Consider the following 13,835-nt stretch of genomic DNA (forward strand, 5'->3'; position numbering starts at 1 on the left):
ATGACTCCTACATCACCCTCATGCCATGGCTCTGCCGTGGCATGGACTTTGGCGGCTCTGCCGCCTTCTGGGAGGCAGAGCCTCCCGTGGGGCATTACTTGGCAGAGCCAAGTAACGAGGAATTGGTTGGCCAATTAGGGTAAACCGAACCGAAAAATTCGGTTAAAAGGGATTTACAAATACAGTTTTTGCTGAACTTGTTCGCTACAATGCCGTCCAAACTCAATTATCCTCTTCGTTTGGAGTTTCGTTGTCATGGCCTACACCTTCGACATTGTTGGCGTTGCCCCGATCCTCACCGCCTTTGAATACCAATGCAAAGCCCAAGAACAGCCCCACCGCAGCAAAGCCTATCTGAGCAGCCCCCATTGCACCCTTGATGATTTGATCAAATCCACTGAATTGATTCCCGCCAAACCCGAATGGAATTGGGATGAGGTGATTCAGCGCATCGTTAACTTTTGGCTCAAACATGAAGACCGAGTGCGCTATTGGCAACAGGAACTCTCCCTAGCCGGCCGCGAAAACGTCATCGTGGCACGGGTGGCCAATGTGGAAAGTCTACGGTATGAATTTGAATCCCTCCTCAGTTGGGAAAATTGGGATTAGTTTCCCCTTGGATCGCGTTGTACCCTAGAGCGTTAGGATCAGCCTCGAAGCATTCGGGAGTTTGGTAGATGAGTGATGATTTTGCAGCGGTGCTAGGAAACTATGGCACAGCGATCGCCACGGTCAAAGCGCTAACCGGCAACGGTAAGCTGAAGCAAGAGATCACCCTCGTGCAGATTTTGACGCTGCTTAAACTGCGCGATCGCCTCGCCCATTGTTTAACCATTGACGATGCCCAAATCACCCCCGAACAGCTTGAGCGGATCATTCATTTAGATGCTCAACTGAAGGGTTTAGCCAATCCCATCGTCGATGCCTCCGCCCAACAGTCCGCCAGCCAATTTGCCGATTGGCGCAGTAGCTTCAACCCCCCAGAAACGGCTTGGTGGTGGTATTTGGATCAGCGAACGACGGTGAATCCTCACCCCTGGGAAGCCCTTGATTGGCTGTGGCGAGGGCTGACGGTGACGGGGTGGACGATTAATATTAGTCTGCTGGTGGATATCAGTTCGCGGTTTTTGATGGGAGGGGCCGGGGTTGCGGGGGCCTCGACGATTGTTTTTAGTAGCTTGTTAACGTTGCTCAAAGCCCGCAGCGAATTAACCACCGCAGGCCAAGAGGGCTTTGATAAGCTCCTGCGGACACTGAAAATTCCCCAATATTTCCATGATGAGGTGCGGGTGGGAACGACGCTGGTGCTGACCTTGGGGTTGGGGGGTTTGTGGTTTAGTTTGCCGATGATTGCCAATATTTATAACCGCACCGGGATGCGCTATGTGGCCCAGGGAGAAATTGCCACCGCCGAGCAACAGTATCAACGGGCGATCGCCATTGACCCCAACAATGTTAATGCCCATTACAATCTGGGCCGTCTTTACGAAAAAATCCAAGAGGTGGGCAAAGCCCGCACCCATTACCTGATTGCGATGCAGGGGAATGTGATCGAAGCCTATAACCGCATTGCCCGCCTTAATATCCAAGGGGGGGATTATCCAGAGGCGATCGCCCTGCTTCAAAAAGCCCTCACCCTCCCCCAGGAAAATTTTCCCGAAATCGATTATCAACTCTACACTTATTTAGGATGGGCAAGGCTAGAACAGGAACATTTAGAGGAAGCCTATACAAACTTAAATATCGCCATCCAAATTTCCCATCAGCCGGGAGTCCGTCCCTATATCGACTATCCTGCTTCGGCCCATTGTCTCCAAGCTCAGGTTTTAGAAGCCCAAGGGGAATCAGAAAAGGCACTAGAGCAATGGTTACGCTGTTGCCAACTGGGCAATCGCCTTAATCCTGATGAGGATACTTGGTTACACTGGGCCTACGAACGTTTGGGAGAGGACAAAGACCAATGCGCCATGCTATAAATCTGCTTTGGGGTTCCGTTGCGATGGCCCTCACTTGGGGAATGGCGATCGCCCCCGCTCAATCTCAATCTTTGGTAATTGTTTCCGAAAAACGGGGCAATGTTGAGATTCAACGGGGAGGGGGAACATTCCAACCCCTAGCACCAGGAGCACGGTTACAGGGAACGGATTTGATCCGAGTTGCTTCTGGGGGATCTGTAACCCTGCTCTGCGGTAATTTAGCGACCCAGCCGATTAATCGCCCCGGAACCTTTAGCGTCGTTCAACACTGCCCGATGGCGGCTCAAGCCAAATCCCGCCAAACGGATCGGGTGCGATCGCCCCAGGATAGCGAAAACCCCGCTATACCCTACCTCCTCAATCCCCGCAATGATGGGGTGATGCAATCGCTCACGCCGACGATTCGCTGGCACGATGTACCGGGGGTTACGGAATATACGGTGTATCTCCAAGGCCGAGGCTTGCCCACTCAAAGCTATCAGGTTCGCGGCAATACCTGGGTTTATGATCAGGAAACGCCCCTTCAGTACGGCCGCAGCTATCGGGTGACGATTGTCGCCCTAGGCACGGCCTGCGATCGCCCTGGGGCAACATCCCCTTGTCAGGCTAACTTTATGCTGCTCACTGAGGCCGAAGTAGCGGAAGCAGAGGCGAAAGTTGCGGCGTTAACGGCTTTGGATTTGCCGCCAGCGATCTATAACTTGTCCTTAGCGGAGATGTATGGGGAATATGAGCTTTATGGTGAAGGGATTGCGGTGTTAGAAAAGGCGATCGCCGCTGATACAGCCGTTCTTTCCACCTACATCACCCTTGCGGAATTCTATGAAGCCGTCAGCCGTTATCAAACAGCCCAAACCACCTATGAGCAGGCTTGGGCTATGGCTCAGGAAACCGAGGATGGTTTAGCAGCCGCTGCGATCGCGGCCACGTTGGGCGAACTCCATGATTTTTTAGGGGATCAAGGAGAGGCGATCGCCTGGTTGGAAAGGGCTGAAGCGGCTTACACCCAATTGGGGGATCAAGAAAGTGCCGCTGAAATTGCCGCCACGCTGGCGGAATTGCGCTCTCCTTAGATTCCATATTGTTGCCCACTTCTCAATCCTTCTCGGTCGATACCCAAACCGCTGTCCAAGGTTCCCCTCCCACTTCTAGCCCTCCGGTGGTGCTGTGGGCGGTGCAAATTTCCTCACCGTTGTTGTGGCTTAATTTCAAGGCGATTTCCCCCCGCATTGTATCGCGACAACAGAAGGTTAATCCGTCGTGGGTGGGGGCGCGGAGGGGTGTGCCGGGGTGGGTGGTGGTTCCCACAAGTTCGACATGGTAGCGATCGCCTTCCGCCCGCATTTCCCATCGACCCCAAGGGGCGATCGCCCAAGTCACCCGACTATTCCAGGGGGCAAACTCGTAAAATTGGCCCCGATAATGGATACCAATCAATGCCACGGTTTCCTCGGTGATCAACACCTGACGTTTCCCCCCTCCCGCTGTGAGGGCTAAATCCGGCTCATCGGTAAAACTATTACAATTCAGCCAAAACCAAGCCTTGGGGAACGATCGCCCCCAATTTTTTTCACTATAGGCGGGGGCCTGCTCCAGGTAATATTCCTGGCCGTTCCAATTAATTACACCATTGGCCAAACCGTGGGCCATGAGGATTTGCCAACCGGGATCAAAAATGGGGAGATGGGAGAGCCAACCCGCTGTAGCCTGTTGGGGTTCGTGGGGATTGCCCCAACCATAAAGGGGTTGGATTTGGTAATCCCAGCGGCAATAGAAGCCGGTGGCAGGGTCACGGATATAGCCTTGATGGTGATCCTCTGTAGCGGTGTAGCCTTCCCAACGGCGATCGCGGCGGTAATGGCTCAACTCCAGGCGATCCGCTGCGGCGGAAAACCCCACCACATCCGGTAAGGTGCGCCAGAGATAGCGATCGCCCGGCCCCAAAATCTGCGCCGCGCCGCCACTGTGGGCCTGCCCTCCCTGGGGGTCTTCAATGGAATACATAAACGCAAAACTTTCCCCCAATTGGGGCAATGTCACCCGATAGTACCAGCCTTCAAAAAACCGGCCAGGGAGCCAAGGGGTAAAGTGATAACCACTGTGGGGGGTTTGTAAATAGGGGGCCATAGTGCGCTCCAAAGATTGAGATTAATCGGCTGGTTGATCCAACTTTATCTTCCTGACAATTTCCCTGCTGGCTTCGTTGTGATGCTCACGATCCCCCCGGCTGCGCCGACCCCCTTAAAAAGGGGGTTAAATTTCAGAACGCTCAGAACCCCCCCTTTTCCAAGGGTCACGATCCCCCCGGCTGCGCCGCCCCCCTTAAAAAGGGGGTTAAATTTCAGAACGCTCAGAACCCCCCCTTTTCCAAGGGTCACGATCCCCCCGGCTGCGCCGACCCCCTTAAAAAGGGGGTTAAATCTCAGAACACTCAGAACCCCCCCTTTTTAAGGGGGGGCAGGGGGGGATCCTCCCCATGGTCACGCTTTCCCCAACACCTGAGCAAAGGCCGTTAAAAATCGCTCGACATTTTCCGGGTGACTATTGGCCCCCATCAACCCCACGCGCCACACCTTGCCCGCCAATTCCCCTAAACCATTGCCAATTTCTAAATTGTGCTCATTTAACAGCCGTTGCGTCACCGCTTTCGCATCCACGCCATCGGGAACCCGCACCGTGGTTAGGGTCGGTAAACGATGCTCTGGGGCCACATGGCAGGCGATACCCAGATCCGCCAACCCCGCCCAAAGGGCTTCGGCGTTGCGTTGATGGCGTTGCCAAGTGGCCTCTAATCCTTCAGCGACGATTAAACGCAGGGCTTCCCGGAAGGCATAGGTCAGATTAACCGGAGCAGTGTGGTGGTAAACCCTGGCGGATCCCCAATATTTGGCCAATAGAGAAGCATCAAGATACCAATTGGCCACCTTCGTTTGTCGCTGCTCCAACTTTGCTACAGCGCGGGGACTCATCGTAAAGGGGGAAATCCCCGGTAGGCAACTTAAGCCTTTTTGCCCGCAACTGTAGGCGAGATCCACTTGCCATTCATCGAGGAAAATCGGCACACCGCCCAAACTGGTAACGGTATCAATGATTAATAAACAGTCAAATTCGCGGCATAGTTCCCCCACCCCTTCTAAGGGTTGCCTGGCCCCCGTGGAGGTTTCCGCATGAACGAGGGCGAGGATTTGGGGGCGGTGCTCCTCCAGGGCGGCCCGGAGTTGCTCCAAACTAAACACATCGCCCCAAGGTTGATGAATGGTGCGCACATCCCCTTGATAGCGGCTGGCCATCTCCACGAGGCGATCGCCAAAATAGCCCATCACCCCGACGAGGACGCGATCGCCCGGCTCCACCACATTGGCTAAGGTCGCCTCCATGGCCGCCGAACCCGTCCCACTAATGGGGAACGTCATCGGGTTTTCCGTCTGCCACACATAGCGTAGGAGAATTTGCACCTCATCCATGAGGGCGAGATAGGCGGGGTCAAGGTGGCCAATGGGTTGACGGTTGAGGGCGGCAATCACCGCCGGGTCAGCATTGGAGGGGCCAGGCCCCATCAGCAACCGGGTGGGAAGATCAAGGGGGGGGAGGGGATGGGCAGGGGGAGCAATCATGGGAAAATTATCAACAGCGGCTACGGTCTCTATTATCCGGGCGATCGCCCCCTTCCCACCTGAAATCTCAGCAACTGTTCCAAACTCCCATGATTCCCCTGTAAAGTGGTGAAGAAAGATTGCATTACCCACCCACTGGCTCAAGACCCCCCTCAGGTTTGGGGCTGATCACCGCCCAAGCCTGGCCTTGCCAGTCGTTGAGCTTAGGATTCAACTCAATTATGAACAACCCAGATAACGCTCCCGTCGCATCTAAACCCTCCCGCGCTCAACCCATTCCCCCCCCCAGCGAACCGCGCCAATATCGGGCGATCGGCTTAGTCGAGGGGCGCTATATCCCCTCGGAAGAGCAACATACCAAGGGGACGCTCATGACCACAGATGGGGTGGAAGTAGATGCAGTCTTACTCGGTCGGGTGATCAGCCTGATTAAAAACCATCTCGATTTAGAGCAACCTCACCTTTGGGTTGTCTATCCCCGTACCCGACAGGAAGAGGAACAGCTTCATGTCCAAATTGCTGGGGTCTGGGAACCGGAAAAACTCGATCCCGATTTCACCCCAGAGGATGAAGCGGCGGCAGTAACCGAGCCAGCCAAGCCAGAAGCCGCCGAACCCGCTTTACCCATTGCCCCCCGTCCCCAACGCCCTGCCCTGGAGCCAGTGGAGCCAGAACCCCGTTGTGAAAATGGCTATTTTTCCGTGCGGGGGGAAGTGGTGTTTTGCGCCAAAGAAACGGAGTTGGTGATTGTCAAAATTCAGCAGGCCTCCCGGGATCCGGCGGAAAAACGCAAAAAATCCTTTAAGCTCCACCTGCGCGGCACATTGCCGGAAGAACGCCCCCTGCGCCATTTTTGGGATTTACACCTGATGCGCCAAGGGCAGCATTTGGTGATTCAGGAAGCCCATGATATGGGCTTTATGCCCAAACCCAAACCCCGCAAAAAATTTGATCAAAATCGTCGAGGCGGCTCCAGTAAGAGTTATTCCGCTCGACCGACGAAGCCGGTAAAGGCTAGCGGTGGCGAAGCTCCCGGCAGTCCCAGACCGACAAAACCGATTATCCGCAAGAAAAACCTGTCGAGTTAGAGTGGGAAGTAGGAAGAACAATCAACTTCACTCTTTCCTCTCTTCTCTATCCTCTTTCCTCCCCAGATTGTAGGGGCGAAAAATTTTTCGCCCTCAAAAAATTTTTCGCCCCCAAAAAATCTTTCGCCCCCAAATCAAAGTCCCTCTCCCTACTTGGGAGAGGGATTTAGGGTGAGGGCCTATTGGGCGGGGGGGATGCTGATATCTAGGGCTGCGACCTCGCTGCCCAAATTCGCTAAGGGGGGATCGATCGCCCCGCTATTCCCCACCACCAACGTTGTTAACTGTTCCGGCTTCAAGTATTTTGCCGCTGCTTGGAGGATGTCTGCTGCGGTGGTGTTTTGGATTTCTCGTTGATAGCTGAAGATGAAATCGGCGGGATAGCCATAGTATTCATAGCGCATCAGCCGCGAGAGGGTTTGGCCGGGGGATTGGAAGTTAAACACGAAGGAATTGAGGATTGATTCCTTGGCATAGTCCAGTTCCGCTGGGGTGATGGGGTTGGTGCGGATGCGATCGATTTCCCGGCGGAGGGATTCAATAAAGGGAACGGTGGCCTCAGAACGGGTTTGCCCCCCAGCGATGAACAGGCCCGGATAGTCAAAGCGGGGACTCCAATAGCCATAGACGGAATAGGCTAACCCTTGGCGCGATCGCAACTCATTAAAGAACCGACCCCCAAACCCATTTAACACCCCATTCATTAAACTCAAGGCTGCATAATCGGGATCACTGAGTTGCCCCCCAAGATGGCCTAAATAAATGTAACTTTGGGTGAGTTGGGGCTGTTCGATAAAGAACGTTCCCCCTAAAGTGGCTGGCTCTACCGTTGGCAGCGCAGGCAGAGGGGGAGCGGCGGCCTGTTGCCAATCCCCAAAGGCTTCAGCGAGCAAAGCCTTCATCTGCCGGGGTTCAAAATCCCCCACAATCCCCAACAGCATTTGTTCGGGCCGGAAGGATTGCTGATAGAACTGGATTAAATCTTCCCGGTCAATATTGGCCAGGGTTTTGTATTCCACCGAACGGGCGTAGGGATGCTCCGGGCCATAGATGCGTTTGGAAAATTCGCGGCTGGCGATGTCGTCGGGGTCATCATTGCGACGGGCGATCGCCCCCCCCAATTGCTGTTTCGCCAAATCCAACTGATCCACCCGAAAAGCCGGTTTTTGCAGCACTTCCGCAAATAAATTCAGCACATCAGGGAGATCATCGGTCAAACTCTCAAAGCTAGCACTCCCGGCAGCATCGCCAATGTCCGTTTCCACAGAAGCCGCCCGTTGTTCGAGAAACTGATTAATCTCATCGGGGGTGCGCTCCACTGTGCCGCCACTGCGCAACACCGTCCCCGTTAAGCTGGCTAAACCCACCTGCGCCGCCGGTTCAAGGCGGCCGCCAGTGCGAAAGCTGGCTTGGCCGGAAACCAAGGGCAATTCATGGTTTTCCATTAAATAGACCACAATGCCATTGGGCAGGGTGTAGCGCTCATAATTGGGCATTTCCACCGCCCGCAGGGGGGGAAACTCCAACTCCGTATAGTGGCGCGCCGTGGCCGCAGACACCATCGGCGCGGCAAGTAACACAAACAGCAGGGAACCGACCAGGAGGATCATTGCCCGTAACCAGGGCAGAGGGCGGGAAAAACGGAAGTGAGGGGTTTGAGAGCGGTTCATCATTCTTCAGTGCGGATTAACTGGCCAACGGTTTTGTTTTCGGGGCGGAATGTGGCGCGGGCAATGCGCTGAATATCCGCTGGGGTGACGGCTTCAATTTTGGTTAACTGATCAAACAGGTTGCGCCAACTGCCGGTTTTCCCCTGGTATTCGGCCAAAAGCCGGGCCATGCCGCCATTGGAAGCGAGCGATCGCAATAACCCTGCCTTAGCCTGGTTTTTGACCCGCTCCAATTCCTCCGCTGTCACCCGCTCCCGTTTGAGCCGTTCAATTTCCCCATGGAGGGCAGTGGCCACTTGATCCAACTCCACCCCAGGCGCGGTGAGAGCATAGAACAGGATCAGGTTGGGGAATTTATCCCCCGGAAAACCGCCATAACCGGCGGCCCCCAAGGCGAGGCGCTTTTCTTCCACAAGGGATTTATAAAGGCGGGAGGTGCGGCCTGAACTGAGGATGCTGGACATCAGATCGTAGGCCATGCTGTCGGGGTGCATTCCGTTGGGGCGATGGTAGCCTTCGAGATACCAAGGTTCGGAATCGAGGCGAAGAGTGACGGAACGGGGCGCAGTTTGGGGCGGCTCCACCAATTGCACCTGAGGGGGGGCAGGTTTGGCGGCATAGCGGCCAAAATAGATTTCAGCAAATTGCCGGACTTGGGCGGGATCAACATCGCCCACAATGGCAATGGTGAGGTTGTTGGGGACGTAGTAGAGATCAAAAAAGTCTTGGACGTTTTGCCGGGTAAGGTTGCGAATATCTTCGTTGTAGCCAATGACGGGCCGGCGGTAGGGGTGGACTTTAAAGGCGGCATCGAGGAAGACTTCCACCATTTGACCGATGGGGGAATTATCGGTGCGCCACCGCCGTTCTTCTAAAATCACCTGTTGCTCTTCAAAAAATTCTCGAAACACCGGGTCTAAAAACCGCTCGGATTCGAGGGACATCCACAGTTCGAGCTTATTGGCGGGGAGGCTGTAGGTGTAGAGGGTATAGTCCGCAGAAGTGGCGGCATTGAGGCCCACCCCCCCGGCCTGTTCGACGATTTGACCGAATTGATTTTGAATGGCGATCGCCGCTGCTTCCTGTTGCAGGTTTTGAAATTCGGCATCCAGGGCTTCCGCTTTGGCCGTATCTCCGGCGGCTTGGGCGGCTTTGCGTTGCTCAAACAGTTGATCAAGGCGATCCAACAAGGGGGCTTCCTGTGCGTAATCCCTTGTGCCGATCTGGGTCGTGCCTTTAAAGGCCAAATGTTCGAGGAAGTGGGCCACGCCGGTTTGACCGTCCGGCTCATCGGCTCCCCCCACATCGGCATAGGTGGCGAAGGAAACCACCGGAGCCTCATGGCGTTCAAGGACGACGAATTTTAAACCGTTATCGAGGGTGAACTCAGTAATATGATTGGCCACCCGGTCAATGTAGGGCTGCATCGTTGACCGAGAGGCGGTGAACTGGGCCGCTGCGCTGGCGGGAAATAGACACCACAGGGCCATGATCAGGCTCAGACAAAGGGCAAGGGTGGAACGGGGCGATCTCAACAGGGGCATAGCTGATCGAGCAGTGCTTGGCTAAAAAACATTATCAACCACTATAACGATCCTGAAGGGGTATCTCATCGGGAACGGGCTAGAGGCCGTCGGGGCGAAAAATTTTTCGCCCTCCACCCCGATCAGCATTTTTGCTCATGAACTCTAATCCTGATCCCGCCCACCGCTGGGCAATTTGCAATCTGGGACACTACGATGATCGGCAAAACCCCTTAGGGTGGGGGCGTGATTTTTCAATGGTGCTATGAATCCAGAGGTTGAACCAATACCCAATCCGCTGCCTGAGGATAATGCTTGGGCGAAATTTTTTAAATTTGCAGAACTGAAAACCGATACCCGGACGGAGGCGATCGCCGGGATCACGACATTTTTCACGATGGCCTATATTTTGGTCGTTAACCCGGTGATCCTCTCCAATGCAATTTTCCTTGAAACCAGTGGGGATCTGTTTGGGGAAATTGCCATCGCCACGGCGTTATCAGCGGCGATCGCCACACTGATTATGGGGCTATACGGGAATTTTCCCTTTGCCCTTGCCCCTGGTATGGGGTTAAACGCCTACTTTGCCTTTTCCGTTGTCATTGGCCTAGGGATTGATTGGCGAGTGGCTTTAGGGGCGATTTTCATTGAGGGGATTATCTTTATTATCCTCACCTTAACCAACGTGCGCACCCAAATCGTCAACGCCATCCCCGAATGTATTAAACACGCCACCGCCGCCGGAATTGGCTTGTTTATCGCCTATATCGCCCTATCGGGGAATCCTGAAACCGGCGGCGCGGGGCTAATTATCCCCTACGAAGCGACGATCACCACGTTGGGGAATTTAGGAAATCCGAAAACCTTAATGGCGATCGCCGGTATCCTGATCACCGCCGCCTTCGTCGCCCGCCGCATCAAAGGCGCATTACTCTGGGGCATCCTGGCGACGGCGATCCTCGGCTGGATTTTGGGCATTGCCCAACCCCCAACGGGATTAGTTGCCCTCCCCCCCTTACCCGTCGATCTGTTTGGCCAAGCCTTCATCGGTTTAGGCCAAATGGGCAGCGTCAACATCGGGCAATTGTTAATGGTGATTTTTGTCTTCCTGTTTGTCGATCTGTTTGATACCGTCGGCACATTAACCGGCTTAGGCATGAAGGCCGGCTATATTACCGAACAGGGGGAATTCCCCAATGTGGATCGGGCCTTCATGGCCGATGCGATCGGCACCACCGCCGGAGCGGTGTTGGGAACCTCCACCGTCACCAGCTATATTGAATCAGCGGCCGGTGTAGCGGAAGGGGGCCGTAGCGGCTTTACCGCCGTCACAACAGCGGGTTTATTCCTACTCTCGATCTTCTTCATTCCCCTGTTAGAAGCAATCCCCGGCTTTGCCACCGCCCCCGCCTTAGTGATTGTCGGGGTCTTAATGGCCAGTAGTTTAGGGCGAATCCGTTGGGATGATCCCGCCGAATCGATCCCTTCTTTCCTCACCATCTTAATCATGCCCCTCAGCTATTCCATCGCCGAAGGGTTAGCCGTGGGATTAATTACCTACCCCCTGATCAAAGCCTTTCAAGGCAAATTCCACGAAACCAAAGTGGCAATGTGGGTGTTGGCGGTGTTATTTGTGGTGAAATTTGCGATCGCCTAATTCCCCCTTTCAATCCGCTCCACCCAAAAAGGGGGATTGACCCATCTGATCAATCCCCCTCATTTTTGCTTGAAACCCGTAGGGGCGTTGGCGTAAGTCTGCCGGAGGCACAAAAATCTTTCGCCCCTGCTCAATTAACCTAAATCGAGATCAACCGTCGGGTTCTCCTCCAATTGAGGCAATGGTTCCGCCGGATAGCCCTGCTTTTCCCGGACAAAGGCTAAACCCGCTTGGAGAGCCGTGAGGCGATCGCTCATCCAGTGGTGATCCGGAATTAACCCCGAAATCCCCAATTTTTCCAAGCGACTTTTCACCTTACCCGTTGCCCCCACCACAAACACCTGACGATCCAGGTCAATGGCCTCCTGAATCGAGTTTTCAATGGCCAAGGAAGAAGTAACGCCCAACACCGGCACTTCTGCCAAATCCACAATCAACACATCGTAATTGCTAATCGCATTATGTTCGCGAGAAATGGCTTTCGCCACCCCGAAAATCATCGGCCCGCTTAAATGGAACAGCAACACCCGGCCATTGGCTAAATCCAAGACCTGCTTTTCTCCATCGCTTAACAAAATCTGATCATCATTATCGGTAATCGCCTTCACTGACTTAGATTGCAATTCATCCAACCGTTCAATGGTGAGAATATTGGCGATAAACACCCCTACACCCACCGCTACCATCAGGTCAACCAAAACCGTCAGTAAAACGACACTGTAGACAATACCCGCCGCTTTCCAGGAAATTTTATGCACCCGTTGGAGGAAGCCCCAATCAATGATATTAAACCCAACCTTGAGAATAATCGCCGCCAGTACCGTTAAAGGAATCCCCGTTGTTAAGGGAGCCGCCCACAACACCACCACCAGCAAAATCAGGGCGCGGACAATCCCCGCCAAGGCAGTTTTTGCACCGGCTTGGATATTAACCACCGTCGGCGTTGTCGCTCCAGAACCGGCAATCCCACCACATAAACCCGTGATTAAATTGGCAATGCCCTGACCCACCAATTCTTTATTGGATTTATGCTCTGTGCGGGTCAAGCTATCCGCAACAACACAGGTTAATAAACAGTCAATACAACCAATCACGCCCAAAACAATCCCGTTGACAAACATCAACCGGATATTTTCCATTGTGAACGTGGGAACTTGGAAGTTAGGTAAACCCGCTTTAATGTCCCCTAACATGCCAATGGTGCGAATTTCTACGTTCCCGTTTAACAGAATTAGCCCCAAACCAGTACCCACCAAGAGAGCCGTTAATTGTGGGGGAACAAACTTTTTCCAAGCACGGGGATAGCAGAAGAGGATCACAAGGGTAATCGTGCCTAAGATCGCTTCGGGCGGGTTTAAGTTGGCGATCAACGTGGGCAGATTTTGCAGTACGCCCAATGCCCCGCCTTTGGGCGTGGCTTCACCAAGAAAGGGCCCAATTTGCAGCAGAATCAGAATGATCCCGATGCCACTCATAAAGCCAGAGATGACGTTATAGGGCAACATCGTGATGTATTTGCCCAACTTCAGGAGGCCAAACAGGATTTGAAAGATCCCCGCCATCATGATTACGGTGAAGGCCATGGCCAGGCCTTTTTCAGGGTCTCTAGCGACCAATTCAGTAATCACCGCTGTGACGATGACGGTCATCGGGCCGGTGGGTTCAGAAATGAGGGTGGGCGCACCGCCAAAGAGGGCGGCAAAGAAACCGACGAGGACAGCCCCCCAAAGGCCAGCGGCGGCTCCGGCTCCGGAGGCAATGCCGAAGGCGAGGGCCATGGGAAGGGCAACAACAGCAGCGGTTAAGCCGCCGAATAAATCCCCCTTCAAATTCCGAAAATGGATTTGGTTGGTGATTTGCATGGTGGATTGATAAGAAAAACTTGTAGTTTTGTTAAGTTGATGAGATTAACATACCGCAAGAATGGAACGAGATTCACAAGAATTTCTAACGATGGGATGGAATCCGGTTGTCTCGTTGATCGGCGTAGGGGATTGGTGGGGATGCGTTGGCCAAACCCCGATCCGCCAAGAACTAAAGTTCTTGGCTCAGAGTGAAAGTGGGCTAGAGCTTACGAAAATAGTGCGGGAGTCTTAGAGCAACGTCAATTTATTGCGGGGATGAAAGACGACACGAGCGACTTTAGTCGCCCTCCTTGGGCCAGTCGTGTTGTGGTGATTATATTGTATTTCAAACGTCCAGGAACTATCACAAGGCTAAAAACCGACAGGCCTGGAAGCATTTAAGGGTAAGCAGGCAGCGTAATGAGTGGGCGGATTGCCTACTGCGTCATCCAATCTAACGATT

Annotated in this window: 10 protein-coding genes; 5 read left to right on the forward strand and 5 right to left on the reverse strand. The window is 53.8% G+C overall.

All coding sequences use genetic code 11. The annotated features are described in order from the left end of the window. Positions 1 to 255 precede the first annotated feature (255 nt). The 3 genes from VB712_RS05040 to VB712_RS05050 all read left to right on the forward strand — a co-directional run bounded on the left by VB712_RS05040 (position 256) and on the right by VB712_RS05050 (position 3,049). A complete protein-coding gene (locus tag VB712_RS05040) occupies positions 256 to 609 on the forward strand; it encodes a hypothetical protein (protein ID WP_323252773.1) in 354 nt (117 codons plus the stop codon). A 68-nt stretch (positions 610 to 677) separates the two neighbouring features. Further along, positions 678 to 1,976: a tetratricopeptide repeat protein gene (locus VB712_RS05045; protein ID WP_323252775.1), complete on the forward strand. Its 1,299-nt coding sequence runs from the start codon at positions 678 to 680 to the stop codon at positions 1,974 to 1,976. Further along, the gene (locus VB712_RS05050) at positions 1,961 to 3,049 is read left to right on the forward strand and encodes a tetratricopeptide repeat protein (protein WP_323252777.1); all 1,089 of its coding nucleotides are present in this window, start codon (positions 1,961 to 1,963) and stop codon (positions 3,047 to 3,049) included. Before VB712_RS05045 ends, VB712_RS05050 begins: the two co-directional genes overlap by 16 nt. A gap of 22 nt (positions 3,050 to 3,071) precedes the next feature. Here VB712_RS05050 and VB712_RS05055 read toward each other — a convergent pair whose 3' ends face one another. Both VB712_RS05055 and VB712_RS05060 read right to left on the reverse strand, forming a co-directional pair. Further along, entirely contained in the window at positions 3,072 to 4,103 is a 1,032-nt protein-coding gene (locus VB712_RS05055; protein WP_323252778.1) for a tocopherol cyclase family protein, read from the reverse strand. A 353-nt stretch (positions 4,104 to 4,456) separates the two neighbouring features. Beyond that, positions 4,457 to 5,590, reverse strand: coding sequence for an alanine--glyoxylate aminotransferase family protein (locus tag VB712_RS05060; RefSeq protein ID WP_323252780.1), 1,134 nt, complete (start codon positions 5,588 to 5,590; stop codon positions 4,457 to 4,459). A 221-nt stretch (positions 5,591 to 5,811) separates the two neighbouring features. On the opposite strand from VB712_RS05060, the gene VB712_RS05065 reads away from it, so the two are divergent. After that, the gene (locus VB712_RS05065; RefSeq protein WP_323252782.1) at positions 5,812 to 6,678 is read left to right on the forward strand and encodes a hypothetical protein; all 867 of its coding nucleotides are present in this window, start codon (positions 5,812 to 5,814) and stop codon (positions 6,676 to 6,678) included. A gap of 179 nt (positions 6,679 to 6,857) precedes the next feature. Here VB712_RS05065 and VB712_RS05070 read toward each other — a convergent pair whose 3' ends face one another. Both VB712_RS05070 and VB712_RS05075 read right to left on the reverse strand, forming a co-directional pair. Further along, a complete protein-coding gene (locus VB712_RS05070; protein WP_416236252.1) occupies positions 6,858 to 8,351 on the reverse strand; it encodes a M16 family metallopeptidase in 1,494 nt (497 codons plus the stop codon). Beyond that, complete coding sequence (locus VB712_RS05075; protein ID WP_323252785.1) at positions 8,348 to 9,892, reverse strand: pitrilysin family protein; 1,545 nt, start codon at positions 9,890 to 9,892, stop codon at positions 8,348 to 8,350. Before VB712_RS05075 ends, VB712_RS05070 begins: the two co-directional genes overlap by 4 nt. A 244-nt stretch (positions 9,893 to 10,136) precedes the next feature. Here VB712_RS05075 and VB712_RS05080 point away from each other — a divergent pair, with 244 nt between their 5' ends. After that, positions 10,137 to 11,528, forward strand: a complete 1,392-nt coding sequence (locus VB712_RS05080) for an NCS2 family permease (RefSeq protein ID WP_323252787.1) — start codon at positions 10,137 to 10,139, stop codon at positions 11,526 to 11,528. 134 nt (positions 11,529 to 11,662) lie between these two features. Here the strand turns inward: VB712_RS05080 and VB712_RS05085 are convergent, their stop codons facing one another. Next, a complete protein-coding gene (locus tag VB712_RS05085) occupies positions 11,663 to 13,390 on the reverse strand; it encodes a SulP family inorganic anion transporter (RefSeq protein WP_323252789.1) in 1,728 nt (575 codons plus the stop codon). Positions 13,391 to 13,835: the final 445 nt, after the last annotated feature.

The sequence above is a fragment of the Spirulina sp. CCNP1310 genome (genome assembly GCF_034932185.1).
In the GTDB taxonomy this organism is placed as follows: domain Bacteria; phylum Cyanobacteriota; class Cyanobacteriia; order Cyanobacteriales; family Spirulinaceae; genus Spirulina.

What these genes read in the sequence shown, in the direction of transcription:
- VB712_RS05060 (WP_323252780.1), bottom strand. Translation starts at nt 5,590, where the DNA reads ATGATTGCTCCCCCTGCCCATCCCCTCCCCCCCCTTGATCTTCCCACC.
- VB712_RS05040 (WP_323252773.1), top strand. Translation starts at nt 256, where the DNA reads ATGGCCTACACCTTCGACATTGTTGGCGTTGCCCCGATCCTCACCGCC.
- VB712_RS05075 (WP_323252785.1), bottom strand. Translation starts at nt 9,892, where the DNA reads ATGCCCCTGTTGAGATCGCCCCGTTCCACCCTTGCCCTTTGTCTGAGC.
- VB712_RS05070 (WP_416236252.1), bottom strand. Translation starts at nt 8,351, where the DNA reads ATGATGAACCGCTCTCAAACCCCTCACTTCCGTTTTTCCCGCCCTCTG.
- VB712_RS05055 (WP_323252778.1), bottom strand. Translation starts at nt 4,103, where the DNA reads ATGGCCCCCTATTTACAAACCCCCCACAGTGGTTATCACTTTACCCCT.
- VB712_RS05065 (WP_323252782.1), top strand. Translation starts at nt 5,812, where the DNA reads ATGAACAACCCAGATAACGCTCCCGTCGCATCTAAACCCTCCCGCGCT.
- VB712_RS05045 (WP_323252775.1), top strand. Translation starts at nt 678, where the DNA reads ATGAGTGATGATTTTGCAGCGGTGCTAGGAAACTATGGCACAGCGATC.
- VB712_RS05050 (WP_323252777.1), top strand. Translation starts at nt 1,961, where the DNA reads ATGCGCCATGCTATAAATCTGCTTTGGGGTTCCGTTGCGATGGCCCTC.
- VB712_RS05080 (WP_323252787.1), top strand. Translation starts at nt 10,137, where the DNA reads ATGAATCCAGAGGTTGAACCAATACCCAATCCGCTGCCTGAGGATAAT.
- VB712_RS05085 (WP_323252789.1), bottom strand. Translation starts at nt 13,390, where the DNA reads ATGCAAATCACCAACCAAATCCATTTTCGGAATTTGAAGGGGGATTTA.